At 70.3% G+C, this 26,112-nt stretch carries 25 protein-coding genes and 1 pseudogene; 11 read left to right on the forward strand and 15 right to left on the reverse strand.

Features of this window, described 5'->3' with window-relative positions; translation table 11 throughout:
* Positions 1-130 precede the first annotated feature (130 nt).
* Positions 131-991, forward strand: coding sequence for a hypothetical protein (locus tag AB5L97_RS17175; protein ID WP_369045577.1), 861 nt, complete (start codon positions 131-133; stop codon positions 989-991).
* Between the two features lie 57 nt (positions 992-1,048).
* On the opposite strand, the gene AB5L97_RS17180 is transcribed toward AB5L97_RS17175, so the two are convergent.
* A complete protein-coding gene (locus AB5L97_RS17180; RefSeq protein ID WP_369045578.1) occupies positions 1,049-1,711 on the reverse strand; it encodes a TetR/AcrR family transcriptional regulator in 663 nt (220 codons plus the stop codon).
* A 121-nt stretch (positions 1,712-1,832) separates the two neighbouring features.
* Between AB5L97_RS17180 and AB5L97_RS17185 the strand changes: the two genes are divergently transcribed.
* A complete protein-coding gene (locus AB5L97_RS17185; RefSeq protein WP_369045579.1) occupies positions 1,833-2,750 on the forward strand; it encodes an alpha/beta hydrolase in 918 nt (305 codons plus the stop codon).
* A 15-nt stretch (positions 2,751-2,765) separates the two neighbouring features.
* Here AB5L97_RS17185 and AB5L97_RS17190 read toward each other — a convergent pair whose 3' ends face one another.
* The 4 genes from AB5L97_RS17190 to AB5L97_RS17205 are packed head-to-tail and all read right to left on the reverse strand — an operon-like array spanning position 2,766 to position 6,422.
* Positions 2,766-3,848 (reverse strand): enoyl-CoA hydratase/isomerase family protein, encoded by a 1,083-nt coding sequence (locus tag AB5L97_RS17190; protein WP_369045580.1) that lies wholly within the window; start codon positions 3,846-3,848, stop codon positions 2,766-2,768.
* Positions 3,845-4,627 carry a gamma-glutamyl-gamma-aminobutyrate hydrolase family protein gene (locus AB5L97_RS17195; protein WP_369045581.1) on the reverse strand — a complete coding sequence of 261 codons (783 nt, stop codon included), beginning with the start codon at positions 4,625-4,627 and terminating at the stop codon, positions 3,845-3,847. The genes AB5L97_RS17190 and AB5L97_RS17195 overlap by 4 nt, the downstream gene beginning before the upstream one ends.
* Positions 4,624-5,724, reverse strand: a complete 1,101-nt coding sequence (locus AB5L97_RS17200) for a glutathione S-transferase family protein (protein ID WP_369045582.1) — start codon at positions 5,722-5,724, stop codon at positions 4,624-4,626. The genes AB5L97_RS17195 and AB5L97_RS17200 overlap by 4 nt, the downstream gene beginning before the upstream one ends.
* A 56-nt stretch (positions 5,725-5,780) precedes the next feature.
* Positions 5,781-6,422 carry a TetR/AcrR family transcriptional regulator gene (locus AB5L97_RS17205; RefSeq protein ID WP_369045583.1) on the reverse strand — a complete coding sequence of 214 codons (642 nt, stop codon included), beginning with the start codon at positions 6,420-6,422 and terminating at the stop codon, positions 5,781-5,783.
* 54 nt (positions 6,423-6,476) lie between these two features.
* Here AB5L97_RS17205 and AB5L97_RS17210 point away from each other — a divergent pair, with 54 nt between their 5' ends.
* Positions 6,477-7,793 carry a glycosyltransferase gene (locus AB5L97_RS17210; protein WP_369045584.1) on the forward strand — a complete coding sequence of 439 codons (1,317 nt, stop codon included), beginning with the start codon at positions 6,477-6,479 and terminating at the stop codon, positions 7,791-7,793.
* 81 nt (positions 7,794-7,874) lie between these two features.
* Here AB5L97_RS17210 and AB5L97_RS17215 read toward each other — a convergent pair whose 3' ends face one another.
* Complete coding sequence (locus tag AB5L97_RS17215; protein WP_369045585.1) at positions 7,875-9,776, reverse strand: HNH endonuclease; 1,902 nt, start codon at positions 9,774-9,776, stop codon at positions 7,875-7,877.
* Positions 9,777-9,987: 211 nt separating this feature from the next.
* Here AB5L97_RS17215 and AB5L97_RS17220 point away from each other — a divergent pair, with 211 nt between their 5' ends.
* The 4 genes from AB5L97_RS17220 to AB5L97_RS17235 all read left to right on the forward strand — a co-directional run bounded on the left by AB5L97_RS17220 (position 9,988) and on the right by AB5L97_RS17235 (position 14,074).
* Entirely contained in the window at positions 9,988-10,815 is an 828-nt protein-coding gene (locus AB5L97_RS17220) for an enoyl-CoA hydratase/isomerase family protein (RefSeq protein WP_369045586.1), read from the forward strand.
* Positions 10,816-11,023: 208 nt separating this feature from the next.
* Complete coding sequence (locus AB5L97_RS17225) at positions 11,024-12,478, forward strand: ferredoxin reductase family protein (protein WP_369045587.1); 1,455 nt, start codon at positions 11,024-11,026, stop codon at positions 12,476-12,478.
* Positions 12,475-13,005, forward strand: coding sequence for an FMN-binding protein (locus AB5L97_RS17230; protein WP_369045588.1), 531 nt, complete (start codon positions 12,475-12,477; stop codon positions 13,003-13,005). The genes AB5L97_RS17225 and AB5L97_RS17230 overlap by 4 nt, the downstream gene beginning before the upstream one ends.
* An 82-nt stretch (positions 13,006-13,087) precedes the next feature.
* A complete protein-coding gene (locus tag AB5L97_RS17235; RefSeq protein ID WP_423246863.1) occupies positions 13,088-14,074 on the forward strand; it encodes an FAD:protein FMN transferase in 987 nt (328 codons plus the stop codon).
* A 78-nt stretch (positions 14,075-14,152) separates the two neighbouring features.
* Here the strand turns inward: AB5L97_RS17235 and AB5L97_RS17240 are convergent, their stop codons facing one another.
* From AB5L97_RS17240 to AB5L97_RS17265, 6 genes and pseudogenes are all read right to left on the reverse strand, one after another.
* Positions 14,153-14,596 (reverse strand): SRPBCC family protein, encoded by a 444-nt coding sequence (locus AB5L97_RS17240; protein WP_369045590.1) that lies wholly within the window; start codon positions 14,594-14,596, stop codon positions 14,153-14,155.
* A gap of 57 nt (positions 14,597-14,653) precedes the next feature.
* The gene (locus AB5L97_RS17245; RefSeq protein ID WP_369045591.1) at positions 14,654-15,139 is read right to left on the reverse strand and encodes an SRPBCC family protein; all 486 of its coding nucleotides are present in this window, start codon (positions 15,137-15,139) and stop codon (positions 14,654-14,656) included.
* Positions 15,132-16,124, reverse strand: a complete 993-nt coding sequence (locus AB5L97_RS17250; RefSeq protein ID WP_369045592.1) for a TIGR03086 family metal-binding protein — start codon at positions 16,122-16,124, stop codon at positions 15,132-15,134. Before AB5L97_RS17250 ends, AB5L97_RS17245 begins: the two co-directional genes overlap by 8 nt.
* Positions 16,121-16,525: an ArsR/SmtB family transcription factor gene (locus AB5L97_RS17255; RefSeq protein ID WP_369045593.1), complete on the reverse strand. Its 405-nt coding sequence runs from the start codon at positions 16,523-16,525 to the stop codon at positions 16,121-16,123. The genes AB5L97_RS17250 and AB5L97_RS17255 overlap by 4 nt, the downstream gene beginning before the upstream one ends.
* Positions 16,526-16,603: 78 nt before the next feature.
* Positions 16,604-17,371, reverse strand: coding sequence for an SGNH/GDSL hydrolase family protein (locus tag AB5L97_RS17260; RefSeq protein WP_369045594.1), 768 nt, complete (start codon positions 17,369-17,371; stop codon positions 16,604-16,606).
* A gap of 170 nt (positions 17,372-17,541) precedes the next feature.
* Positions 17,542-18,015 (reverse strand): annotated as a pseudogene (locus AB5L97_RS17265) (MarR family winged helix-turn-helix transcriptional regulator); the annotation flags it as partial.
* Positions 18,016-18,134: 119 nt separating this feature from the next.
* On the opposite strand from AB5L97_RS17265, the gene AB5L97_RS17270 reads away from it, so the two are divergent.
* The 4 genes from AB5L97_RS17270 to gluQRS all read left to right on the forward strand — a co-directional run bounded on the left by AB5L97_RS17270 (position 18,135) and on the right by gluQRS (position 22,346).
* Positions 18,135-19,838 carry an alkaline phosphatase family protein gene (locus tag AB5L97_RS17270; protein ID WP_369045595.1) on the forward strand — a complete coding sequence of 568 codons (1,704 nt, stop codon included), beginning with the start codon at positions 18,135-18,137 and terminating at the stop codon, positions 19,836-19,838.
* Positions 19,835-20,191 carry a hypothetical protein gene (locus tag AB5L97_RS17275; protein WP_369045596.1) on the forward strand — a complete coding sequence of 119 codons (357 nt, stop codon included), beginning with the start codon at positions 19,835-19,837 and terminating at the stop codon, positions 20,189-20,191. Before AB5L97_RS17270 ends, AB5L97_RS17275 begins: the two co-directional genes overlap by 4 nt.
* A gap of 158 nt (positions 20,192-20,349) precedes the next feature.
* Entirely contained in the window at positions 20,350-21,399 is a 1,050-nt protein-coding gene (locus AB5L97_RS17280) for an LLM class flavin-dependent oxidoreductase (RefSeq protein WP_369047466.1), read from the forward strand.
* Between the two features lie 26 nt (positions 21,400-21,425).
* A complete protein-coding gene (gene gluQRS, locus AB5L97_RS17285) occupies positions 21,426-22,346 on the forward strand; it encodes a tRNA glutamyl-Q(34) synthetase GluQRS (RefSeq protein WP_369045597.1) in 921 nt (306 codons plus the stop codon).
* A 66-nt stretch (positions 22,347-22,412) separates the two neighbouring features.
* Here the strand turns inward: gluQRS and AB5L97_RS17290 are convergent, their stop codons facing one another.
* The 3 genes from AB5L97_RS17290 to AB5L97_RS17300 all read right to left on the reverse strand — a co-directional run bounded on the left by AB5L97_RS17290 (position 22,413) and on the right by AB5L97_RS17300 (position 26,029).
* Complete coding sequence (locus AB5L97_RS17290) at positions 22,413-23,579, reverse strand: FAD-dependent oxidoreductase (RefSeq protein WP_369045598.1); 1,167 nt, start codon at positions 23,577-23,579, stop codon at positions 22,413-22,415.
* A gap of 15 nt (positions 23,580-23,594) precedes the next feature.
* A complete protein-coding gene (locus tag AB5L97_RS17295; RefSeq protein WP_369045599.1) occupies positions 23,595-24,800 on the reverse strand; it encodes a type III polyketide synthase in 1,206 nt (401 codons plus the stop codon).
* Positions 24,801-24,895: 95 nt separating this feature from the next.
* Positions 24,896-26,029 carry an App1 family protein gene (locus AB5L97_RS17300; RefSeq protein ID WP_369045600.1) on the reverse strand — a complete coding sequence of 378 codons (1,134 nt, stop codon included), beginning with the start codon at positions 26,027-26,029 and terminating at the stop codon, positions 24,896-24,898.
* Positions 26,030-26,112 lie beyond the last annotated feature (83 nt).

Below are 26,112 nucleotides of genomic sequence, written 5' to 3' on the forward strand. Positions count from 1 at the left end.
TCGGACGGGAGGCCGGCACGGCACGTCATCCACATCGGCGCCGTGTGACAGGCCTCCCGTCGCCCTGACTGAGAGAACCCGAGCGGGGCCGCTCGGCCCACAGCGAAGGAAGCACTGCATCGGGGGGCCTGTGGAACAAACACCGAAAGTCCGGACAACAGCTCGTTTTCTGCTCTGGCTCCTCTGGCCGCTCGGAGCCCTCATCGTGCTCTTCGTGGTCGGCCAGACCATCGAGAACATCGTCGGGAAGGACACGCGTGAACTCTGGGTCTACCCGATATATCTGGCCATTCTGGCGGCCATGGCAGTCTGCGCGGTCTGGATGGCTGTTCACGTCGTCCAAGCCCTCGGGATGGTACGCAGGCGCGCCGGGTGGCATACGAGGGCTGAGAGACTGCGCATGGATCACGAGGCTGCGCACCGCGGCGGCTTCGAACGAGCTGTGGCACTCAAGGCCTCCCTCGCCGACGGCGGTCAGCCGCTGCGCCTCCAGCCGTGGGACGTAATGCTCGGGGAAGGGGAAGTCCTCCTCATGGACGTCCCCCTCCAGTACTCCCGCTGGTATGGGACCCACGGAGGCTTCACCCATTCATCGATGTTCGCCGTGGGCCAGCCTTCGTTCGTGGCCGCCGCTCTCATCGGGAACGCCGTGGGGAACACGGTTCGCCGAAACAGGGCGGAGGCTGCAGCGCAGGCCATGTGGCGCGAGCAGCAGACGGTGCGGACTCTTGTCACGGATCGCAGGGTCATGTGCCGAACTGGCGGCCGCTGGCTGAGCTTCCCGTTTGGAGCAGTCAGCGCGAGCTACCCGGATCCATTGGGGGCCACCCTCATCCTTGAGTTCCACGACACGGCGCCGCTGCTTCTCCACGGGTACGAGGGTGCCTCCGTGTGCGTCTTCGCGACCGCATCGCTCCAGGGCCGCGATGCTCTCCGGAGCCATCCTGCCCTCGCTGCCCTGCCCGAGCCCCAGGTCATGGGAGAGCAGTAGGGAACTCGGCGTGGGGGCCGGTGAACGCGGCTGCTCTCGGGAGTTCGCGCTCAGGATCTAGGCGAGCTTCAGCCCGGCGAGCGCTGCGGGGTCAGCGCCAACCGAGGCGAGCCGCGCCTCGATCGCCTTCAGCGCACGCCCATAGGGCGCGTTCGAGTCCAGGAGCAGCGAGCGGTTGTTCGCCTCGTTGAACACCGCATCGATCTCGAAGGCGAGCTGCGCGGCGTCGTCCAAACCGGGCAGCTCGCCAAGATCCATCGCCATCTGGACCGCATGGGCGAGATAGGAGTCCCAGTCTCGGAGGGCATCGGCAAGCGCATCGCGCACCGGCCCTGGCTGCGAGTCGAACTCGACCCCCGTGGCCTGGAAGAAGCAGCCACCCACGAACACCCGGCTGCGCGAGTAGTCGAGCCAGAGGCGCACGATGGCGCACAGTCGCCGCAGGCCCTTCGGCTCGTCGCCGGCAGGCATGAGGATGCGCTCCACGAAGATCTCGCGCGCCGCACCGACCGTGGCGACCTGCAACGCCTCCTTCGTGCCGAACAGGGCGCCGACGCCGCTCTTGCTAGCTCCGACGGCCGTTGCCAGCCGCCCGATCGACAGGCCCTCGAGGCCCTCAACCGAGGCCAGGTTGATCGCTTCCGCGAGCACAGCCCGACGCGATTGCTCGCCGCGGGCCCGGCGGCCATCCACGTGGACCGTGCCTTCAACCGTCGTCATGGTCGGCCTCCCTGCATTCGCCGCATTCTGCTCTTGAACATCCGCACTTAAAGAGTACGATCGACCGTACAGAAATAACTTAGCACGACCGTCCGTATAGTTATCAACTCGGGAGGGTGTCATGTCCGCTCAAGCCGCCACAGGAACAGCAGCAGGCCCTGCCACCGTCCGCCGACCCGCTACCATCCGGGAAGCCGCGCTCAGGTCGGCCTTGGACGCGATCCGCCAGCTCCCACCGAGGTCCGCGGCCGCAGCGGCCCTGCCGTTCTTCATGAGCGTCGGCCCCCGTCGCACAGTCCAAACCGAGGAGGAGCACACCCATCTCATCTCCGAACGGTCCCGGATACCGGTGCCGGGGCTGCACGGCAAAGGCGGGGAGGCCGTCGCGTACGCGTGGGGCTCGGGCGATCGGCCCGTCCTCCTCGTCCACGGTTGGGGCGGCCGCGCTTCGCAGTTCGCGGCGCTCGTGCAGGAGCTGCGCTACGCCGGGGTGGCGGCAGTCGCCTTTGACGCACCGGCGCACGGCGACGCCCCCGGCCGCGGCACGTACATCCTCGACTTCATCGGAGCCATGGCGGAACTCGAACGGAGGCACGGCCCGTTCCGCGCCGTCGTCGCCCACTCCTTCGGTTCCCTCGCCGCCCTCGTAGCCATCTCGGAGGGGTTGGTGGCCGATCGCGTCGTCACGGTCTCCGGGATGGCCGACGCCGACCACCTGGTCGCGTCCTTCGCCGCTGCCGCTGGCTTGGGGCCGGCGGCGGCCGCCGCCCTCCGCGAGCGCTTCGCCCGGCGCATTTTCCCGCTCGAGCCCGACGTCTACGGGCGGTTCTCCGCGGTGCAGCGTCCCCTCCCCGAGTCCGTTCCGCTGCTCGTCGTGCACGACGCCGCCGACCGCCGCGTGCCCTTGACCGAGGCCGATCGACTGGTCGCCGCCAACGCCGGCCACGCCTCGCAGTTCTCGACCCGCGGCCTCGGCCACCAGCGGATACTGGCCGACGAGCGCGTGCTCACGGAGATCACACGGTTCATCTCGGGCTGATCCCAGCAAGTCCAGCTAGTCCCCGCCGAACGCCGCGCGGACCTCGGCCGGATCGACATCCTCGATCCGCGCCGGGGACCAGTGCGGCGCTCCGTCCTTGTCGACGAGGAGGGCGCGGATGCCCTCGCGCATATCGTGACGCCCGATGAGCGACGCGCCGAGCCGCAGGTCCTGCGCAAGCACATCGATCAGATCCAGGACGGCTGCGCGGCGCAGGGACTCGAGCGTGAGCACAACGGAGAACGGGCAGGCGGCGCGTATCGCCTCCTCGGCCGCCCGCGCCCCCTCCTGCCCGTCGGACGCGAGCTCGTCGAGCCGGTCGAGGATCGTCTGTGGGTCGCCGCCCGCGTAGGCTTCGTCGATCCACTCGCGCTCGGCCGCCAGCGGGGCAGCCATCCGCGGATCCGCGGGATCCAACGCGAGGCCCCGCACGACGTCGTGCGTCACCGAGAAGGCGGACGGGCCAGCGGCGTCGGACTCGGCGAGGCGCGCGGCGAGCGCCGTGATGAGTTCCTCTCCGCGCTCGCCGAGGCGTTCGGACGGCACGAAATGGTCGGCCCAACCCAAGTACAGGGCATCGGCGCCGGTCGCCGTCGACGACGTGAGCGCGAGGTGGATCCCGACCTCCCCCGGCGCGGCCGCGAGCAGCTTCGCCATGCCGACGTCCGGCGTGAAGCCGATGCGGACCTCCGGCATCGCGACCCTCGTCCGCTCAGTCACGACCCGCACCGAGCCGTGCGCCGAGATCCCGAGGCCGCCGCCCATCGTGATCCCGTCCATGAGAGCCACATATGGCTTCGGGTATTCCGCGATGAGCGCGTTGAGCCGGTACTCGTCACCCCAGAACGCGACGGCGTCCTCGTCGTGCCCCGTCCGGAGGGTCCGCACATCGCCACCCGCACAGAGTCCACGTCCCTCACCGCGCACGACGACGCCACGGACCTCGGGCGCATCGGCCCACTCCTCGAGGGCGTGCCCCATGTTCAGAACCATGGTGTGGTCGAGGGAGTTGAGGGCGCTCGGCCGGTCGAGGGTGAGGATGCCCAGCGGGCCCCGGACCTCGGTTCGGATGCGCTGGACCAGGCTCCGCGGGCTCATCGCACCGCCTCCCGATCCCGCACCGAGCGCTCCCGGCACGCGCTGGCGAACGCGCCCATGATCGCGGCGAGCTGAGCGGGTTCGGCCGCCCCTTCATCAGCCGCAGTCTGGGCGTCCTCGGGGTGCCACTGGACGGCGAGCAGCCACGAGTCCCGATCCGCGGACTCGAGCGCCTCGATCACCCCGTCAGGCGCCGTGGCCGCCACGCGTAGCCCGGCACCGACGCGAGCGGCCGCCTGATGGTGGCCGGACACGACGGTCGCCGTGTGCCCGAGCATCCCCCACAGCCTCGTGCCCGGTTCGATCGCCACGTCGTGGAGCACCATCGGCCCCTGGGGGTTGGCGTGGTTGCGGTGCGGTCCCCCCGCGCCGAGATCTTCGTGCAGCGTCCCGCCGAGGGCCACGTTGATGAGTTGGAGCCCCCGACAGATCCCTAAGACCGGGCGGCGCGCGGCGAGGGCGTCGCGCACGAGGCGAGCCTCGGCGTCGTCCGCCGCGCGGTCCACGCCATCAATCGTGGGGTGCGCGGCATCGCCCCCGTACAGCGCGGGGTCGACGTCGCCGCCGCCCATAACCAGCACGCCGTCGAACGACTCCGCGTCCGGCAGGCCGCCCGCCGCCGCATCGAGGATGACGGCGTCGCCGCCCGCCGCTTCAAGGCCCGCCACGGCATTGGCGGTCAAGGTGGCGAGTTCCTCGTGGAACCACGGCTCGTGCGACGCCGCGGTGTCCGCCCACGTGACCGCGATTCGCGGAGCGCGCTGGCTGTCCGCGGTCATGCCCGGTCGCCCGGATACAACGGGTTGTGGCCTGCGGCGATGCGCTCTCCCGCGGGCGGCGGCCCTGGCGGAGAGCCGTCGCCGAAGGGGCGGCCACCCAGAGCCTCACGGCCGTGCGGGGTGAGCCAGTTCGCCAGATCCGGGCCGGCGGGAACGATCTTCGTCGGGTTGATGTCCTCATGGACGATGTAGTAGTGCTGCTTGATCTGTACGAAGTCGATCGTGTCGCCGAAGCCCGGCGTCTGGAACAGGTCGCGGGCATAGGCCCACAGGGCTGGCATCTCGGTCAGCCTGTTGCGGTTGCACTTGAAGTGGCCGTGGTAGACCGGGTCGAAGCGCGCAAGCGTCGTGAAGAGGCGCACGTCCGCCTCGGTGATCGTGTCCCCGACGAGGTAGCGCTGACCCATGAGTCGGTCCTCGAGCCAGTCCATCGCGTCCCAGAGTCGGGCGTAGGCGCGGTCATAGGAGGCCTGGGACCCCGCGAAGCCACAGCGGTAGACGCCGTTGTTGACCTCCGTGAAGACGCGCGCGTTGACCTCGTCGATCTCGTCGCGGAGAGCGTCCGGGTAGAGGTCCGGCGCACCGTCCCGGTGGAACGCGGACCACTCGCTCGAGAAGTCGAGGGTGATCTGCGGGTAGTTGTTGGTCACGACGGCGCCGCTGGCCTCCTCGACGATGGCGGGCACGGTGATGCCGCGCGGGTAGTCGGGGAAACGGCGGAAGTAGGCCTCCTGGAGGCGCTCGATGCCGAGCACGGGGTCGCGGCCGTCCGGGTCGAGGTCGAAGGTCCAGGAGCGGACGTCGTGGGTGGGCCCGGGCAGGCCCAGCGAGATGGCGTCCTCGAGACCCAGGAGCCTTCGGACGATGACGGTCCGGTTGGCCCACGGGCAGGCACGCGCCGCGACGAGGCGGTAGCGGCCGGCTTCGACGGGCCAGGCCAATGCGCCGTCGGGCGCGGGGCTGCCCGGAGGAAAGGTCCCGTCGCGGGTGATCCGGTCCTCGATGTAGTTCGTGTCCCGCGTGAACTCCTCGCCCGAATGCACGTAGGCACCCTTGGTGCTGAACTCGCTGCGGGTCTGGGGCTGCTCCGTCGCCATGCGGTCAGCCTAACGCCATGGGCTGACAGTCTTCGCGACCGCGGGAAGCGGTCGGCTCAGAGGAGGGCCGCAATGAGAGCTTTCGCAACCCAGGCGCGATAGCGGTCGAGGTCCCAACCGCGCTTGACAACGAGCAGCTCAAACAGCTCCGGCGAGTTATAGGCCCAGAGGACGTCGCGGGCCTCCTCGGCGATGACCCCGTCGCCGAGGCAGCCCGCCTCGGCCAGATGCTGCGAGAGCCGCCGCATTCCGGCGAGGCGCTCGGATTGGAGCCTGTTCCACAGGTCCCGCACGGCGGGATCGGCCTCGGCGGCCGATTTCACCATGAGGTGGAGGCGGCCCGATCTCCCGAGCGTCTCGGCGAGGCCCCGCGTGTACAGATCGATCTTGGCCGCCGGGTCCGGCTCCGCGAAGATCCGCTGCGCACGCTCGCGCTGGGGCACCGGCGTCTCGTCGAAGTCTCCGGCCATGGCGACGTCGATCACGGTCTTCACCAGGGCTGCCTTGTCACCGAACGCCTTGTAGACCGTATGCGGGGACACCCCCGCGGCCTCCGCCACGCCCGCCACGGACGTCCCCGTGTAGCCGTTGGCGAACAGTTCCTCGCGGGCAGCATTGATGATGTCGCGACGCGTCTGCTCGGCCTGCTCGCGGCGCCGGCTGCTGTTGTAGTCTCGTCGCCCCTTGACTTCGGCCATATTCGATCCAATCATTTATATTAAATAGAGAGATATGGAACGAGGATAGTCGCGATGACACGGTTCCTGGTAGCAGTCACCCCCGTGACGGGCCACATGCTTCCCACATCGGTGCTGGTCGCCGAGCTCGTCCGCCGCGGGCACGACGTCGCGTGGTACACGGGGGCGGCCTTCCGCACCTTGGTCGAGGGCTCCGGCGCCCAGTGGTTCCCCCTTCGGAGCGGCCCGGACTGGAGCGTGACCAAGCCGTACGACGTCGTGCCTGAACTGCGCACCACGCGCGGCGTCGCCCAGGCCCGCACGGCGTTCTCGAAGCTCTTCATCGACGGCGCTCCGCCGGCCCTCGCCGACCTAGGGGAGATCCACGCGGGCTTCCGCGCCGAGGTGGTCCTCGGCAATGCGCTCTCGTTCGCGGCGCGCTGGTTCAGCGAGCTGCACGGCGTGCCCCACGCGAACATCGGCACAACGGTGTTGGGCATCTACAGCAGGGACACCGCGCCAATGGGCCTGGGGCTCCCGCCATGGCCAGGCCCGATCGGCCGGGCCCGCAACGCCGTGCTCACCGCCGCGCACCGCCGGATCATCTTCGGTCCCGTGAGCCGGCACCTCGACGACGTCCGGTCGTCGGTGGGGCTGCCGCGACAGGGACGCGACATGGTGGACACCTTCGCCACCCCCTACCTGTACCTCCAGGACACGGCTGAGTCGTTCGAGTATCCCCGCTCAGACCTGCCTCCACAGGTCCATTTCATCGGCCCCCTCCTGACCGCGGATCGGACGCTGCCCAAACGGCCGCAATGGTGGGACGAGGCAACGTCGGGCAGGCCGGTGGTGCTCGTGACCCAAGGAACCGTGACTAATGTCGATGACCATCTCATCGGTGCCACGCTCGAGGCCCTCGCAGGGAAGGACCCGCTCGTGATCGTTGCAGGAGCGGACGCTTCGCTCCCGCTGCCCGACCCGCTCCCCTCGAATGTGCGTATCGAAGGCTACGTCCCGATGGCGGCACTGATGCCCCACGTGACCGCTTATGTCACCAACGGCGGCTATGGCGGCGTGCAGCGGGCGCTGGCCCAAGGCGTGCCGATCGTGGTCGCCGCCGGCTCCGAGGACAAGCCTGAAGTGGCCGCGCGCGTTGCGTGGTCCGGGGCTGGCATCCGTCTTCCCCAGCGTCCTTCCGCCGCAGAAATGCGCCGGGCCCTCGAGGCCCTTGACACCGATCCCCACTACCGAGCCAACGGCCGGCGCATCGCTGACGACATGGCCTCCCATCGTCCCGCTGAGGAGGGTGCGGACCTCCTCGAGCAGCTCGGCCGGACGCACAGCCCGGTCATCCGGGGCGCCTGGGATGGCTCAAGCCGGCCGAACTGATCTGCGGTATGACGCGTCTGAACACGCGATGGGGATGTCGCACCGTGGGAAGCGGTCAGATGGCGCACGACGTGAGGCAGATCAGAAGGGCGGCGGTTTGGGCTCACCGGGGGTGGTGACGTGGGTGCGGCCCAGGGGAGAGGTCCACGTGATCGTGGCGCCGTGCGAACCCTGTTCCGCGTTCCACACGCCGATCGTCTTGAGTCGATGGTGTTCGGGGCACAAGAGTGCGAGATTGGTCAGCTCTGTGCTGCCGCCCCGTGCCCATTCGAGGGTGTGGTCCACTTCGGTATGCGCGGAGGGACGATCACACGCCGGGAAACGGCAGTTCGCATCCCGAAGCACGATTTGTCTTCGGAGCACGGGCGGCGGGGTATATCGGCTTCGCCCGAGGGCCAGAGGCTCGCCCGTGTCCGGGTCGGTGGGCATGCGCAGCCACCTGCTGGCTTGGGCGGCGAGGCGTCGAGCCGCCGCCGCGGAGATGAGCCCATAACCGAGGATCTCGCCGGGCTCGCGGCCGAACGCGACCTCCCACGCCTCCTCAGCACGGGCCGCGCGTGATGCTCCCTCAACGCCCGCCGCGAGCGGCGCTACCTCAGCGCCAGCCTCGCGTGACGCTCCGTCAGGATCGGCCTCGCGTGATGCTCCCTCAACGCCCGCCGCGAGCGGCGCTACCTCAGCGCCAGCCTCGCGTGACGCTCCGTCAGGATCGGCCTCGCGTGATGCCCCTTCAACACCGGCCTCGCGTGGTCCCTCCTCAACACCGGCCTCGGGCGGCTGACGCCGGCGGACCACCGGCACAACGGTGGCCAATGGAACGGTGACCACGAGCTCGGTGCGCACTCCTCCTCGCGGGGACGGCGCACCTCCACCCGCATCGGGACCGGTGAGGGCGAGGAGAAGGGCGGTGAAGGCGTCGAGACGGGCCTGCGTGACCGTGCGGGGGTCGTCGGCGGGCTGGTTGCGCGCAATCGCCTGAAGACGGGTGTCGATCGCCGCCCCATCTTCCAGCGGAAGCCAGGCGGAGAGATGGCACATGCCGTCGTCAGCGGGCTCGATGTCGACCCGACGATGATCACGCGCAATGCGTGCCCGTTCCTCGAACGTCTCGGACGAGTACTTCTGAGCCAGCCGGCGTACGGCACACTGAAGGGCAGGCAGTGAAGGGAGCGGCCCGTCCTCGCCGCCAGCCACCGCAAGTGCCACCGCGCGCGTCATGAATTCCAAGGTTGCGGACACCGGAACAGCCACGGCCGCCCGCAGGATGGTCTGAGCGCGAGGACGATCCAGCTCGCCATCGTCCATCGCGACGAGGAGCGGCGCGGCGTAGGTCTCGGTCAGGGCCAGACACTCGGCTACGAGAGCTCTCGCGGCACGCGGAGGCAGGGACAGCTCGGCGGCGACCTCCGCCGCGGCCAGTGACGGAGCTTGGACCCGCTCGTGCGGATCCTCGGACTCTGCGCCCAGCAGGATGGCGATCCGACGGACGTCCCGGGCCCGATCAGCGTGAATCTGGGCCTCGGTGGCCTGATGCCGGGACAGCCCGCCCACGAGCATCTCGACCCGCCGGACGCGCAGTTCGGCCCGGAGCGCGGCCGGAGGGAGCTCCTCGGCCAGCGCGGGATCGACCGTCGCCGGGTCGAGGCTCTCGGGGCCGAACCCGGTCACGTCGCGTCCGTTGGCATCAACAACCGTGTAGAGCGCCCCGGCCTCCTCGAGATCCGCCACATCGAAGCCCTCGGAGTCGCACTCCTCGAGCCCGGCGGCCGTCCGCACCGCGGGACTCCGCGCCTCAGACGTCTGCGCCTCCGCGGCCCACTCGTCGAAGTCCGCGCGCCCCGGATCTGCCGCCGGATCGTCGAGGTATGCAGGCCACGGGTACGCGCTCGCCCATGAATCCGCGGGAACGGGCCCGAGCGCGGGTGCGCCGACATTGCGCGGCGACCACCCGCCGTCGTGCGCCGAACCCGTGAATCTGTCCATGAATCGATCCCACCACCGGGGTCCGACATTTCTCAGCGGCCCGCCCATCCCTGAACGAACCCGATCCGGGCGCTCCCACCCAGCGGAAGCCGTACACAGTGCGTCGATCAGAGCGCCGTGATCAGAGAACGGTGAGACTCAGTTTCACGGACACGGCGCCGCCCGCTAGCGTGGGACGTGGACCACAGGAATCAACGGCGAGGACCTGACCATGAATGCCAGCACCCCTGACCTGGGCACGTACGAAACCCTCGAACTCGATCTCACGGACCATGTCCTGACGCTCACGGTGAACCGCCCGAAGGCACTCAACGCGCTGTCCCAGCAGGTCGTGGTGGACCTCTGGAAGGCGCTCACGGCGATTCAGGATTCCTGCACGCACGACGCCGGGTGGCCGGTTCGCGGCGTGATCGTCACCGGCGCTGGGGGCAAGGCCTTCGTCGCAGGGGCGGACATCCGTGAAATGTCAGCGATGGATCCTGACACCGCCTCCGAATACGGCCGGTCGATGCACGCCGTCACCCTCCTCCTAGAGAAGGTCCCGGTCCCTGTCATCGCTGCGGTTGACGGCTTCGCGCTTGGCGGCGGCTGCGAGCTGGCTCTCGCGTGCGACTTCATCTACGCTTCCGAAGCCGCCCGGTTCGGCCAGCCCGAGGTCAATCTGGGCCTCGTGCCGGGCTTCGGCGGATCGGTCCGTCTCCCCCAGCGCGTGGGACTCGGTCCCGCCCGGGAGCTCATCTACACGGGACGCCAGATCGACGCCGCCGAGGCGCTGCGCCTCGGGCTCGTGAACCGCGTCCTTCCCACGCGGGACGAGCTCTTCGAGGCGGCGCGCGCCACGCTCGCCGAGGTCATCGGAAAGGCCCCGCTCGCCGTCGGACTCTCGAAGCAGTCGATCGCCGGGGCCGTGGGCCGCCGCACCAGCAAGGGACTCGAGGTCGAAGCCGAGGCGTTCCGCGAGGCCTTCACGACCGCCGACATGCAGGAGGGCACCGCGGCGTTCCTCGAGAAGCGGAAGGCCGTCTTCATCGGAAGGTAGGCGCCCCGGAGGTGGAGGGCGCGGGGGGGCTCTGGCTCAGGCCGCGGCTAGCCGTCGCAGACGCGCCGGATGGCCGTGGACCCGCCGGATGCAACCCCTCACACCCGACCGCAAGCCCTGCGGACAGCGGTTGACGATTCAAGCACCCATTGCCGACAACAAGCCCCCCCACAGCAAATCGAAAGGGTGCGGCAGCAGAGTTGTAGGCATGACGGCGACACTCCCCACCCCCCAGCCACCCACCCAGGCGCTTCCCCTAGCGACCGGACGCGCGGCTCTGGGCCGTGAGCTCAGGGCGCGGGGCCGGCGTCGTCTGCTCGGTGCCGATCTGCTCTCGGTCGCGGCGTGGGGCTCGGCGGCAGCTGCCGTCGCGCTCTACCTTGCGGACGGCGCGGCCGGGCAGTTCGGCACCGTGCCCCAGGCACTCACGGCGATCGGAATCATCGCCGGACTCATCGGCACCGACCTGGTGCTCGTGATGATGCTCCTCGCGGCGCGCCTCCCGTGGATCGACCGGGCCATCGGGCACGACCACGCGATGTCGGTCCACGGAAAGCTCGGCAAGCCCTCCCTGTACCTCATCCTGGCCCACATGGTGTTCCTGCTCCTCGGCTACGGCGCGTCCGAGGGCCTCAACCCGATCGCCGAGGCCGTGTCCCTGTGGAACCTCGTTCCGGACATGTGGCTCGCGTTCGTCTCCATAGCACTGTTCATCGCGGTGGTCGTGACCTCGCTCGTCGCTGTGCGGCGCAAGATGCCGTACGAGTTCTGGCACGCCATCCACCTCCTCACCTACGCCGCGGTCCTGACCGGCCTCCCCCACCAGTTCAGCGTGGGCGGGCTGTTCGCCGAGGGCCATTGGCAACGGCTCTACTGGGAGCTCTTTTACTGGACCGTGGTCGTGGCAATCGTCGGGTTCCGCGTCGTGGCACCGCTGGTCCGCACGTGGAGGCACCAGCTCACGGTGACCCGCGTGATCGAGGAGGCGCCCGGCGTCGTGAGCATCGAGATGACGGGCCTGCGCCTGGCCGAGCTCACGGGCGAGGGCGGAAGGTTCTTCATCTGGCGCTTCCTCGCCCCGGGCGTGTGGTGGCACGCGCACCCGTTCAGCCTCTCCGCGGAACCGAGCGGCCGCGGCGCCCCCTACGGCATCCGGATCACGGTCCGCGACCTCGGCCGCGGCACGGCGGCACTCCTGCGGATCCGGCCGGGAACCAAGGTCGCCCTCGCGGGCCCCTACGGCAACTTCGCCCACTCGTCCCGCACCCGGCCTGGCCTCGTGATGGTCGGCTCGGGCATCGGCATCACCCCGATCCGCGCGCTCCTCGAGCGGGCCGAGTTCGCCCCCGGTGACGCGACCGTGATCCTGCGCGGCGGCGACCCGAGCCGGCTCTACCTCCGCGACGAGATCGCCGCCCTCTGCCGGGCGCGCGGGGCCGTGCTCTACGAGCTCGTGGGGCACCGCGCCCGCGGCAAGTCATGGCTCCCCCGCCACCAGTCGGGCCTGCACCTGACTGACTACCTCCCCGAAGGCGCACCCCCACTCACTGATTCCGACATCTACGTCTGCGGGCCCCGCGACTGGTCCGACGCCGTCCTCGCGGACGCGAAGGCCTCCGGCGCCGCAGATGCCCAGCTCCATCGCGAAAGGTTCGACTGGTGAGAACACGAGCAGCAATCTCAGCCTCCCTCGCCTCCCTCGGCATCCTCGCCGTCGGCTGGCAGGCCGGAGCCCAGGCCCTCGAAGCGCAGGCAACCGCCGGCGGGAGCGCAGGGACGACAGGCACGACGGGAACCACCGGAAGCACGACGGCGTCCGGCACCTCGGGCGCGTCCGGCACCTCGGGCTCCGCCTCTTCGGGGACCTCGTCCGGCACGAGCGCGAGCCAGACGACCGGCTCTCAGGCCAAGGCCCAGACGACGTATGCCGGGAAGGCCGTCTCGACCAGGTTCGGAAATGTCCAGGTGCAGATCACCGTCCAGAGCGGCAAGATCACCGAGGTCACGGCCCTCCACCTCACCGACGCGGAGATGAGGTCGCAGATGATCAGCGCCACGGCCGCCCCGATCCTGCGCTCCGAGGTGCTGCAGGCACAGTCGGCAAACGTCCAGACCGTCAGCGGGGCAACCATCACCTCCGATGCCTACCTGACCTCCCTCCAGGCGGCCCTCGATGCAGCCCATCTCTGATCCCACGCCCGTGCAGGCTCACGGCGAGCCGTCCCTGCCGGGTTCCGGCGAGCCCGCCCTGCAGGCCAGGACGTTCGTGTGCATGGGGACGGTCGTGAGCCTCACGATCCCCGTGCAGGCCGGTGCAGCGGACGCAGGCTCGGCTGTTCGTCCTGTGCTGTCAGGCCACACCGACGCGGGTTCTACCGCCGCGCACGACGCGCAGGCCGTCGTCGACCGGCTCGAAGCGGCCACAGCCGTCGTCGAGGACCAGTTCGCCGGCCTCGACGCGCAGTTCAGCCTCTACAAGCCCACCTCAGAGGCGAGCCGGATCGCGCGCGGTGAGCTCTCGCTCATGGAAGCGAGTCCGCTCATGCGGGACCTGTATGCGGACGCCATCCGCTGGCGGCGGCGCACCGACGGTGCGTTCACGCCCGAGCGGCCGGACGGGCTCCTGGACCTCAGCGGACTCGTCAAGGGCTATGCGATCGCCGAGGCGGGGCGGTCCCTCGCGGCCCTCGGCCTCACGGACTGGTGCCTCAACGCGGGTGGAGACGTGCTCGTGTCCGGCTCACCGGCACCTCGACCGCCGATCTCCCGGGACGGCGGGCCACGCGGGGGCGCTGGGGCCTCCGCGTGGCTCGCGGGAATCGTGGACCCAGCGGATCGGCGCACACTCCTGGGCGCCTATCCGCTGGGTGGAACGGGGACGGCCCCGGACTCGGTCATGGACGCGGTCATGGGCGCGGCCCCAGGCATGGGAACCAGCCCCGCGGTGTCCGGCCGCGCGCTGTCCGGCCGCGCGCCGCGGCTGGCCCTCGCGACATCTGGCTCGGCCGAGCGCGGCGACCACATCTGGACGGTCGGCATCCGCCGCGCTGGAGGCGGCGCCCAGCGCCCGGACTTCGTCCAGGTAAGCGTCGCGGCGTCGGACGTCGTCACGGCCGATGTCCTGGCCACCGCCATCGTGGCCGGCGGCCGCGCGACCCTCGATACCGTCACCGCCCGCTGGGACGTGGACGTGCTCGTCGTCACGCACGACGGCGCGCTGCTCGCCACGCCTGGATTCCGCGCCCCGAGCGCGGCGTAGGGCGTGTCGGTGCAACGCGCCGGCTGAGGCGCCAGCCTGGCGCCCACCGCGACCAGAAAGGCCCACGGTTCGGGCGGCTCAGTGCCAGTCGCTGATCTGCTGATCGTCCGGGTCGGGCGAACCCACACCGGACTCGAGCAGCTGTTTGAGGCTGAGCAGATAGGTGGCCCACTTGGTACTGCAGTGGTGCATGAACTCGACCGGCTCTGCCCAGCCCTCGTGGGCGAACAGCACGATCGTGTAGTCGCCGGCCTGGCTGAGGTCCCAGCTCACATGGGTGCCGATCCATTCCGCCGGGCCGTCCACGACCTCCCAGAGGACCTTCTTCCCGGGCACCGACTCGATGACCTTCATGTCGAAGCCACCGGGGACGAAGCGGAAGGCGATCACGCCGCCCACGTCCGTGTTTCCCGTTGTGTTACGGGCCCACCAGCCGGAGAGCCCCTCGATCGTTGTGAGCGCCGCGTAGACATCGTCCGGCGACGACTTCGCGACTCCGATGCGATGCAGGATGTCGACCATTTCCGTGTCCTTCTTCTCTGCGTGGGGCCCTCTCTTGGTCGTGGGTCCCCTTGGTGGCTATCCCCGCGCCTCGAGGATGTCCTTGATCCGCGCGAGGTCTTTGACATTGGCGCGCCGCATCATCGCCTCCATGAGCGGAGCCGTGAGGGCAGCGAAGCCGCGCGGCGCGCCGTCGTTGCGGAGCGTCATGACCGTGCTTCCGGAGTGGTGGCTGTCGCCTCCGGACTGGTCAACGGCCCACGTGTAGGTGGTGCGCATCGGGAACGGCCCCTGCGCGGTCGCCATGACGAGGCGTTCACCGGGCACGAACTCCTCGACGCGGTACGTGTACGCGAGGTCGCGGCCCATGAACCGGGCGCGGAAGTCGATCTCGCTTCCGACCGCCAGTGGCTTCGGTGTACGCCATACTGCGGAGCGGATGTTCGCGTACCACTCGGGCGCATTGTCCGGATCCGCGGCGTAGGCGGCGACGACGGCGCACGGCCGCGCGATCGTCGTCGCGACCTCGACATCGACCCGGCGGCCAGCGAGACGTTCAGCCACGGGAGGCCACCCGCCCGGTGAAGGCAACGAGGCGGTCGAGTGCGTGAGCGGACTCGTCGACGAGCTTGGCCCCGGCAAACGAGCCACTCGCCCGGACCTGGTCCGTGATGGTCTCCTCGGCGAGCCCGAGGATGTATTGGGACAGCTCGGCGGAGACCTCGAGGTCTCGCCCGAGCGCCGACGCGTAGTCCCACGCGTGCACGAGCAGCTCGATGTTGAGGATGTTGGCCACGCTCGTCGCGGGCATCACGGCGAAGCCCATGTCCACCGTGCCCTCAAGGCCGCGGTGCGCGAGTGCCTCGAGCGTCGGCTGGATCACGACGGCGAGGCGCGCCTCGGCGTCGAACGTCACCGACGAGGAGGGGAATTCAGCAGGGAACTGGGCGCCTATAGCCGTACCGATGCTCACGATGCTCCCGTGCAGGTGGTCGGTGAGGGCAGCGACGTCGAAGTCCTCGCACGGCGTGGGGCGCGCGGCGGCGTCGGGCGTCACGGCGGCGAGTACCCGGTCGAGGACGGCAAACGATGCGTCCGCGCCCGCGATCTGGTCGAAGTGCTCGGGCTGGACCCACACGTCGAGGCCTGCATCGCCCGTCCCTGCAAGCGCCGCAAGACGGCCGAGGTAATGCGTCCACCCCTGGGCGTGATCCTCCTCCTGTGCTGGGCTCAGACCGGCGTGTACGAGGGTGAGGTTCGTGCCGCCCTCGGCAGGCTCAAGCGTGATGGTGAGGTCCGAGGACCCGGGCGGCACCTCTCCGTGGCCCTCCCAGCCGAAGGCGAAGGCGATCCGGCGCCCGGGCTCGACCTCGGTGACGGTGCCTGCGGCGTAGGCGCCGGGGACAACGGTCCAGCGGAAGTCCCCGCCTGCGCGCAGGTCGATGCGGGAGGTGATGGTCATCCAGCGGCGCAGGCGCTCGGGCTGGGTAACGAGGCCGAACGCCTCGTCCGGAGTGACGGGCAGGAACACGGTCTGTGCGAATGTCATGACGGTCCTTCGGATGGGGTCTGGCCTTCGGATAGGTTCTGGCCTTCGGATGGGGTCGGGCCTTCTGACGGGATCTGGCCTGTAGGCCCTGGAGCCGGACCGGACGCCGCGAGGGCGTGCGCGTCTGCGACCAGGAGGTTGAGCTCGTTCGTCCAGAACACGGCTACCTGCTCGTGCAGGCGGGCCATGCCCTTGGCCGATAGCCGATAGAGCCGGTTGCGGCCCTCCTTGCGGACCTCGACGAGGCCCACCTCCGCGAGGAGGAGGAGGTGCTGGGAGATGGCGGATCGCGTCGCCGCAAAGCGATCAGACAGCGGCGTGACCGCGGACTCCCCTGCCGCGAGCAGTTGGAGGATGCGGCGGCGCGTAGGCTCCGCAGCGACTTCCAGGAGATCGGGCATGAATATACGTTAGTCATCACTAACGTATTAAGTCAACGGTTCGGAGGGGCATGCCTTCGGTGGTGTCTGGAATGAGCTCTACAGGCGGGTGAGGATGGGGTACTTCGGGCTCAGGCCGTCGCCCGAGGAGCGGCCCGTGAGCCGGCGCATGACCCAGGGCCCCGCGAACTCGCGGACCCACACGGCATTGGCCCTCAGCTGCTCAACACGGCTGAGGACGGGCAGCTCCGGCATCTCCGGGACGTCGGCGAGGCCCTCGTGCTCGAGGACGCTGAGTACCCGGTTGGCCATCGTCGCGTGGCCGAGGGAGGACATGTGCATGCGGTCGGTGTCCCACATGCGCCAGTCCTGGAATTCATGGAACCGCCAGTAGTCAACCAGCGCTGCGCCGTGGCGCTCGGCGATCCAGCGTACCTGCTCGTTGTAGATCGCGGTCCGTCCGCGCATGGCTCCGAAGACCTTCGAGGAGCCTGCGTCGAACCCAGTGAAGAGGAGCACACGGACCCCCGCCCCGACGAGCCGGGCGACCGCCGCGTCGTAGTCCTCGAGCAGCGCGTCGATGTCTACCTTGGGCCGCAGGATGTCGTTCCCGCCCGCATAGAGCGTCACGAGCGTGGGCCGCAGCGCGAGCGCCGGCTCGATCTGCTCGGCCAGGATCGCGCGGATCTTGCGTCCGCGGATCGCCAGGTTCGCGTAGCCGGTTGCAGGGTCCGCAGCCTGGAGCTGCTCCGCAACCCGGTCGGCCCAGCCCCGCACGCCGTTCGGGCGGGACGCGTCCGGATCGCCCACGCCCTCGGTGAACGAGTCGCCCAGTGCCACGAAGCGAGTGGTGAAGTCGGCGCTCACGGTGTCGCCTCGCCGTCGTGCGTCTCGGCTTCGGCAGCGGGCGCTGTCGTCCCGGCGGGCGCTGTCGTCCCAGATGTCAGCTCGGCGGCCCCAGCCGGCGCCGCCCTCCCGGCTGGCTCTGTCGCCCCAGCCTGCGCAGCCTTGGGACGCTCGCCCTCGATCCGGGCCTGGTCGCGGAAGATCCAGTGGTCCGCCTGCAGCTTGCCAACAATCTTCTCCGCGATCTCGGCCAACCGGGCCACGTCCTGCGGGTCGAGGGGGTCGAGGACGATCTGCCGCACCCGCTCCACGTGGTCGGGGGCGAGGTCCACGATGGTTTCCCACCCGGCGTCGGTCAGATGGGCGGTGGTGACGCGGGCGTCGTCGGGCGAGGGGCGGCGGTCGATCCAGCCGCGTGCCTGGAGCTTGGTCACAACGTGCGAAAGCCGCGACAGCGACGACGAGGTACGCGATGCCAGCTCCTTCATCGGGAGCAGACGCCCTTCGGCCTCGGAGAGCATCGCGAGGACGTTGTAGTCGAACAGGGAGAGCTTGTTCAGCTGGGTCAGGTGGGCGTCCAGTGCAGCAGGCAGGAGGGTGCTCACGCTCAACAGGGCCAGCCAGGCCCGGCGTTCTTCGGCGGTCAGCCAACGGGGTTCCGTCACGGATACCAAGCATAGGCTGTGAACATCCTGAACCGGCTGCGCGGACCGTTCCGCGCGGGCTGCCGCGGGCCCTAGCCTGACGTCGCAGGCTCCACCGACCCCAGCGCCAAGGAACAGCCATGGCTCCAGGACTCGCCGGCATCGACCACATCGTGGTCCTCATGCTCGAGAACAGATCGTTCGACCACATGCTCGGCTACCTCTACCACGGCTCGGGAAACGTCTCGCCGAGCGGGGCGCCTTTCGAGGGGCTCACGGGCACCGAGAGCTGCCCTGGCACGGATGGCAAGCCCGTGCCCGTCTACCCCATCGCCCCGACCACCCCGGACGCGTACTTCATGCCCGGCGCGGACCCGGGCGAAGGGTTCGCGAAGGCGAACAGCCAGCTCTTCGGGACCACGCAGCCGGCCCCCGGTGCCGCCCCCACGATGACCGGATTCGTCACCGACTACGCCCAGGCCATCAAGGACAACCAGGCGAAGAAGTGGTACGTGGTCCCGGGAACGGCGCCGAGCTGGATCATGGGCTGCTACGCGCCGGAAACGCTGCCGGTGCTGAGCGGGCTCGCGCGCGGATTCGCCGTGTGCGACCACTGGTTCAGCTCCGTGCCTACCGAAACCATGCCGAACCGCGCCTTCACGTGTGCCGGGACGAGCCAGGGCCACATGGACGACGTCACCAAGTCCTACACCGTCCCCAGCATCTTCGGGCTCCTCGGCCAGCACGGCATCCCGTGGAAGATCTACGGATACAGCAAGCCGCCGCTCACGCGCCTCAACTTCCCCGACACCCAGAAGGCCCCGGCAGCGAACATCGGCCTGTTCAAGGACTTCCAGGCCGACGCTGCGGCGGGGACGCTCCCGGGTTTCGCCTTCGTGGAACCCAGCTGGAGCTCGACCGGCAACAGCCAGCACCCCAACTACAGCATGGCCGCAGGCGAGCAGCTCATCCTCGACACCTACCATGCGCTCCGCTCGGGGCCCGGCTGGGCCAAGACGCTCCTCATCGTCACCTACGACGAGCACGGCGGCTGCTACGACCACGTCCCGCCGCCCTCGGGTGCCACGCCACCGGACAGCTCCCCCGGCGAGTTCGGCTTCGACTTCACCCGTTTCGGCCCCCGTGTGCCCACCGTCCTCGTGAGCCCTCTCATCCCCGCCGGCACGGTGTTCCGCGTGGCACCGGGGACCATGCCCCTCGATCACACGAGCATCCTCGCCACGGTCGAGCACCGGTTCGGCCTCCCGCCGCTCACCCGCCGGGACGCGGCGGCGCCCGACGTCGGCGCTGCCCTCACGCTGTCTGCCCCCCCGCACGGACGACCCCCTCGCCGGCGTCTCCGCACCCACGCAGCCGGCCCTCCCCGCCGCGCTCGTCGCGACGCCGTCCCACCTCGCCGATGTCCGCGACGAGCTCATGGCGAAGTTCACGCCCGCCGGCTGAGAAGGCGCCTCCGGGGGGTCACTGACAGGCGAGGCGCGGAGCGGACGACGGCGGGCACGCGCCGTCGTCCGCGGGCCCCCCTTCCGCTACGGCGCGGCGTAGAATCGAATCGGCCGACGGTTCTGCGCAACCGGCCGCCGATAGGCGCGGAAGCCAGCTGGGGGGCCAGCTCCGCATCAGCCTTTGCTGGGGAGGCGCTCCCAGACCCTGCGTCCCAAGAAGCTCCACCATGCGTATCCGCAGATTCCTGTCCATCCTCGCCGTCACCCTCCTCGCCGTTTTCGCGATCGGCGCGCCCGCTCAGGCCGCTTCTGGCGGCGGCGGCAATCCGCACTTCATCTACGTCAACGCCCAGCTCGTCGGCAGTGACCTCCAGGTGAACTTCAAAGAAGCCGGCGTCGGAGCCGGGGCCACCGTGGACGTCACGACCACGGCGACGTTCTCGTTCGTCCTCGGCTGCATCAACGGCGGCTCCAACCATCCGAAGGCCTCCAACAAGACCGCTTTCTCGAACACGGTGTCCAAGTCCGAGCCCTTCACCGCCTCCGCGGGCGGCAACGTGATCGCGAGCGAAACGCTCAACGCGCCGTCGATGGGTACCATCCTTTCGAATCTGATCTGCCCGCCCGGACAGACCACAACGCTCCTGAGCGCCGCCTGGACCAACCTCAGCGTGACGGACACGACGAATGGCATCACAGTCAACGTTCCCGGCACGTGGACCGTGTTCTAGGAACCTCTTCTAGGACCGTCCCACACCACCGCGATGCGGAGGGCCGTCCCTGTTTCAGGGATGGCCCTCCCGTCGATCCCGGCACCATCCAGGCACGGAGGGACGCAGAATCCGATGCCGCGGGAATACGATCTTGATGGTTGAATGTTCAAGTGACTATGGACTTCGGCATCTTCACGTTCGGCGAGCTCACTCGCGGAGCCTCAGGCACCTCCCGCTCGGCCGCCCAGCGCATCGACGAGACCATCCGGCTCGCCAAAGCCGCGGACCAGGCGGGGCTCGACATCATTGGCCTCGGCGAGCACCACCGCCACGACTTCGCGTTCTCCGCGCCGGAGATCGTTTTAGCCGCAATAGCACGCGAGACCGAGCGGATCCGGCTCACCACAGCGGTCACCGTCCTCTCGACCCAGGACCCGGCCCGCGTCTTCGAGCAGTTCGCAACCCTGGACATCATCTCCGGCGGCCGCGCCGAGATCATCGCCGGGCGCGGCGTCTTCCCCGAGTCCTTCCCGCTCTTCGGCTACGACCCCGCGAACTACGACGCCCTGTTCGAGGACAAGTTCGAGCTCCTCCTGCAGATGCGGGAGCAGGCCGACGTCACGTGGCCGACACCCGGATCCGCGAATGGCAGGCAGCGCGGCCATCACGCCCTGCAGGACGCCGCGATCGCGCCGCGGCCCGTCCAGGACCGGCTCCCGATCTGGCGCGGCGTGGGCGGCACGCCGTCGAGCTTCGTCCGCGCTGGGCAGGCCGGGGTCCCGCTCTTCCTCGCGCTCCTGTCGGGACCCCAGCACTTCGCGCGGCACGTCGAGCTCTATCGGGCAGCCGCCGCCCAGGCCGGCCACGCGGCGTCGTCCCTCAGAGTCGGAACCGGCAGCCACCTGTATGTGGCGCGGACGTCGCAGGAGGCCCGCGATACGTTCTACCCGCACTACGCGGCGTACATCGAGCAGAACATGCCGCGCCCCGCGGATGGATTCCCGCGCGAGCAGTTCGATGCGTGGGCGGGTCCGGGCGGCGGACTCCTCGTGGGCAGCCCCGCACAGATCACCGAGCGCATCCTCGCGACGCACGAGATGCTCGGCACCGACCGCTTCATGGCCCAGGTGGGCCTCGGGACGCTGCCCTTCGCCGAGACCTCAGCGTCGGTCGAACTGTTCGCCACGGAGGTAGTTCCGGCGGTCAGGAAGGCGCTGGGCCAGTAGCGGCTCGGACCAGTAGCCTTGTGCCCATGAATCACGGCGCCGGCCGCTTCGCCCCCAGCCCTTCCGGCGAACTGCACGTCGGCAACCTGCGCACGGCGCTGCTCGCGTGGCTCTTCGCGAGGTCCACGGGCCGTCGCTTCATCCTGCGCGTCGAGGACCTGGACCGGGCCCGCGCTGGAGCCGAGGCCGTCCAGCTGCGGGACCTCGCCGCCGTCGGCCTCGATTGGGACGGCGAGGTGGTCCGCCAGACCGAACGCGGCGCGCTGTACGACGACGCGATCGCGCGCCTCACCGCGGCGGGCCTCACCTACGAGTGCTACTGCACGCGCCGTGAGATCCAGGAGGCGCCCAGCGCCCCGCACGCGCCGCAGGGGGCATACCCCGGGACATGCCGCGACCTCACCGAGGCGCAGCGCGCACGACGCCGCGCGGAACGTCCCGCCGCGATCCGCCTCAGCGCCGGGGTCACCGAATGGGCCGTCACCGACGGCCTGCACGGGCGGTACACGGGCGTTGTCGACGACTTCGTGCTGCGGCGCAACGACGGGGTCGTGGCGTACAACCTCGCGGTGGTCGTGGATGACGCCGCGCAGGGCGTGGACCAGGTGGTCCGCGGCGACGACCTCCTGCCCTCCACCCCGCGGCAGGCGTACCTCGCGGGGCTGCTCGGCGTGCGCGTGCCCTCGTACGCGCATGTGCCGCTCGTGCTCAACCCAGCTGGCCGACGGCTCGCGAAGCGCGACGGCGCGGTGACCCTTGGGGCCCTCGCGCTCCTGGGGGTGCCGGCCGAGCAGGTGACAGCGCTCCTCCTCGAGTCGCTTGGCCTGCCTGGCGCGCTCGGGGACGCACTCCGGGACTTCCGCCCCGAGGCGCTCCCCCGCGATCCGTGGGTCCTCCACCCGGCCGCTCTCACCGCCCGGGCGCGACCCCGCGAACTGTCGGGTTGATGCGGGTGCGGGGCCACTCAGACCGGCACTAATCCGACAAATGCGCCCGGCCCTCACGCTGCGTGATCAGCTCTGCATCGTGAAGCGCGCCGCCGTGCGGCCGCCAAGCCAAGGGACGCCGTAGAGCCTGCGGAACGCTGCGTTGCGCGCGGCCATGAGCGGCGGCGGGAGGGCCCTTCCCAGGGTCATGTTGACCCTCGCCTGCCGCGCGGCCGCACGCGCCGCACGCAGCCGTTCGCGCTCGGTCGCGACCCAGAGTTGCGACCAGCCGGAGCCGGAACCACCGCTGGAACCACCGCGATCGAGTCCGGCGGCGATGAGCGGGGCGAAGGCCTCGGCGTCGAGCCATCCCAGAGTCATGCCCTGGCCGCCGATGGGGCTCACCTCATGGGCAGCGTCCCCGGCGAGCACCACGCGCCCGACCACCATCCGTGCCGCAAGCCGCTCCATGACCGTGAAGGCACTCAGCATCGTGCACGCGGAAGTGTCGAGGGCCGCGCCGGTCCGCTCCGCGATGATCTGCGCGAGGTCCCTGGCAGAGGGGTCGACGGCCGGCTCGTCCAGATGCGCCACCCATCGACGTACCCCGCCCGGCAGCGGGAACGATTCGACGATTCCTGCCGCCTCGAGGTGCAGCACGGCGAGCGCGCCGTCGCCCGTCGCGTCCGCGAAGTCCCCCATGAGGTACGCGTCGCGGAGCGGGTGCCCGTACGTGGGGACGCCGAGGCACGAGCGCAGCGGCGAGCGCGCGCCGTCGGCCGCGACGACCCAGCGCCCCGCGTACGTGCCGTCCTCGCAGCGCACGACGGCGCCGCCCGCCGTCTGCTCGGTCCGCACCGCGCGCACGCCGCGGCGGAGGGCACCGGGGGCGATCGCGGCGAGCCGGGACTCGAGCGCCTCCTCCGTGGCCCACTGCGGCACGGCGAGCACGGGAGGATCGAAATGCAGCCGTGCTATCTCCTCCGTCCGGCCCGAGGCCCGCGAGCGCGCGACGCCCTCCCCGATCTGCACCCCCTGCGCCACGAGGGCCCCCGCCACGCCGGCCCGCTCCAGGACGCGCAGCCCGGGCGGATGGATGCCGATGGCGCGGGTGTGGCCGAGCCGCTCGGGCCTCGCCTCGAGGACTACGACGTCCGCCCCGTGGAGCGCCAGGAGGATTCCGAAGCACATCCCCACCGGCCCCCCGCCGACGACGACGGCGTCGTGCACCTCGCGCCGGCCGTGTGCCTCCACCCTCCTGCCCCGCCGCTACGGCAGGAGTCGGGTCATGAGTGCCGTCTCGACGGTGAGGCCGGGGCCGAACGCCATCGCGCACACGCGCTCGGCGCCGGCGGCGCGCGAACCCGGCCCGGCGGCGTCGTGCGCGCCAGCGCCGGCCTGCGCGCCGTCGTGCGCGCCAGCGCCGGTCGCCGCGGGCAGCGCGAGGATCTTCTCGAGGACGAACATGATCGTGGCGCTGGACATGTTGCCGAACTCGCGGAGGGTGTCGTAGGCGGGCGCGGCCTGGGCCTCGGACAGCCCAAGGCGCGCGGCAACCTTGTCCACGATGCTGCGGCCGCCGGGGTGTACGGCCCAGTGGTCGATTTCCGCGTGCGGGCGGCCGGCAAGCTCCGGGTCCCGCGCGAGCAGCGGCTCGAGGGCACCGGTGATGTGGTCGTCGATGATGTGCGGGACGTAGGTCCCGAGGACCATCTCGAAGCCCTCGTCGCCGATGTTCCAGGCCATCGTCTCCTCGCCCACGGGCGTCAGGGTCGTCTCGAACGCGTCAAGCGAGAGGGCCGGCCGCGTGAGCGGGAGGTCGCGCGCGGTCACGACGGCCGCCGCGGCGCCGTCGGCGAACAGGGACGCCCCGAGGATGGTGTCCGGGTTGTTCGAGCTGCGGACGTGGAGCGTACAGAGTTCGACGATCGCCACCAGCACGACGGCGTTCGGGTCCGCGTCGCAGAACGCCTTGGCCATGCGCAGCGCCGGGAAGGCGGCGTAGCAGCCCATGAAGCCGAGGTGGAAGCGCTGCACGGAGGGGCTCAGGCCCAGATCGCGCACGATCCGGTAGTCCGGTCCGGGGTTGAAGAAGCCCGTGCACGAGACCGTGACCACGTGGGTGACATCCTCGGGCGCGATGCCATCCGCGTTCTCGAGGGCGCGGCGGGCCGTCTCCGTGAAGAGCGGGGTGGCCTCGCGGACGAAGAGGTCGTTGCGCGTCTTGGTGCTCGGAGTCAGGAGGGTCCCGGTGCTGGGGTCGAAGAAGTCCGGGTCATGGTCGGGGCGGTCCCACGAGAACTCTGCGATGGCCGAGTAGCGGGTATCGATCGCGGCCGCGTCGAAGCATGCCGTGACGAGCCGCTGGCCGAGGCGTGTCAGCCCCTCCTGCGCGGCGAAGACGTCTCGGGCCTCGGGCTGTTTGAGGAGGGTGGACGGGACGGCGGTCTCAAGGGACCTCACGAGGACGGTCATGGGCCATTCTTCCCCCGGGAGGGGGTGGAGAAACAAGGGGTCGGGGGATCCGATCGAAAACTGTCGGTGGGGCGACCCCAGACGGGAGGCGGCGCCTACACCACTCCGGCGGCCTCGAGCTGCGCGGCGAGCCCCGCACCGTCGGGCGCCGACGCCCACACGACGTCCTGACGGGAGGCGACCGAATCGCCGTCATGCGTCGTGCCCCCGGAGAAGACCGCCTGCCCCGGGGAGAGCTGCCGGATGGCGACTGCCCCGACGGAGGCGGGGTGCTCCGCGGCGAACTCGGCGTAGATCGATTCGTCGTGCTGGCCGTTGTCCCCGACGAGGAGCCAGCGGATGTCCGGGAACTCGGCGGCGAGCCGCTCGAGGTTCTCGCGCTTGTGCTCGCGGCCGGAGCGGAACCAGCGGTCCGGCGTCATGCCCCAGTCTGTGAGCAGGAGGGGACCGGCCGGGTACAGGTTGCGACCCAGGAACCGCTGGAGCGTGGGCGCGGAGTTCCACGGCCCGGTCGAGAGGTACACGACCGGCGCTTCTGGGTGCTCGGCGGCGAGCCGGTCCAGCAGGACCGCCATGCCCGGCGTGGGCGTGCGGGCGCGCTCGCTCAGCACGAACGTGTTCCACAGCGCGAGGAACGGGCGCGGCAGCGCGGTGACCATCACGGTGTCGTCGATGTCCGAGACGATCCCGAACCGTGCCCCTGGCTCGACGATCATCACCTGGGCCACAGACGGCTCGGCGCCCTCGGCGCTCATCCGCACCTCATGCCATCCCGGCTCGAGCTCGACGTCGACGAGCACATCCACCACGCCGCCGCCGTCAGCACGCACGACGGCCCGCGCACCCTCGATCTCGACCGTCACCTCCGCGTGCTGGATCGGCACAGAGGTGAAGGAGACCCACCCTCGGAAGTTGTTGAAGGCGTCCGAATTCCCATGCAGCCCCGGCCGCGAGTACAGGACGCGCCCGAGCACACGCACCCGGCGGGTGCTGCCGTAGCCCCGGTACGCCACGACTTGGGCCACATAGTCGCCATGCCGGGCCTGACGGGTGCGGAGGTCGTTCCACCCCTGCGCGAACCGCCGCGCCACGTGGAAGAGTGGCTTGAGCCGCGGCGTCACGGGGGTGCAGCGGGAGGACGGGCCGTCCGGTGCCGTCCCGCCGGTCATTGGCCCCGAGTCTTCAGTGCCGCGGGGCGCGTCGACGGCTTGGACCTCCTGCGCTGTCATAGGAACACTCTCCCACGAGGGAGGGGCTCAGTTCACATCGGCGCCACAGCGGGCTCACAGCTTTCCGCGGCCGCGCGCTCCGG

Source organism: Sinomonas sp. P10A9, from assembly GCF_041022165.1.
In the GTDB taxonomy this organism is placed as follows: domain Bacteria; phylum Actinomycetota; class Actinomycetes; order Actinomycetales; family Micrococcaceae; genus Sinomonas; species Sinomonas puerhi.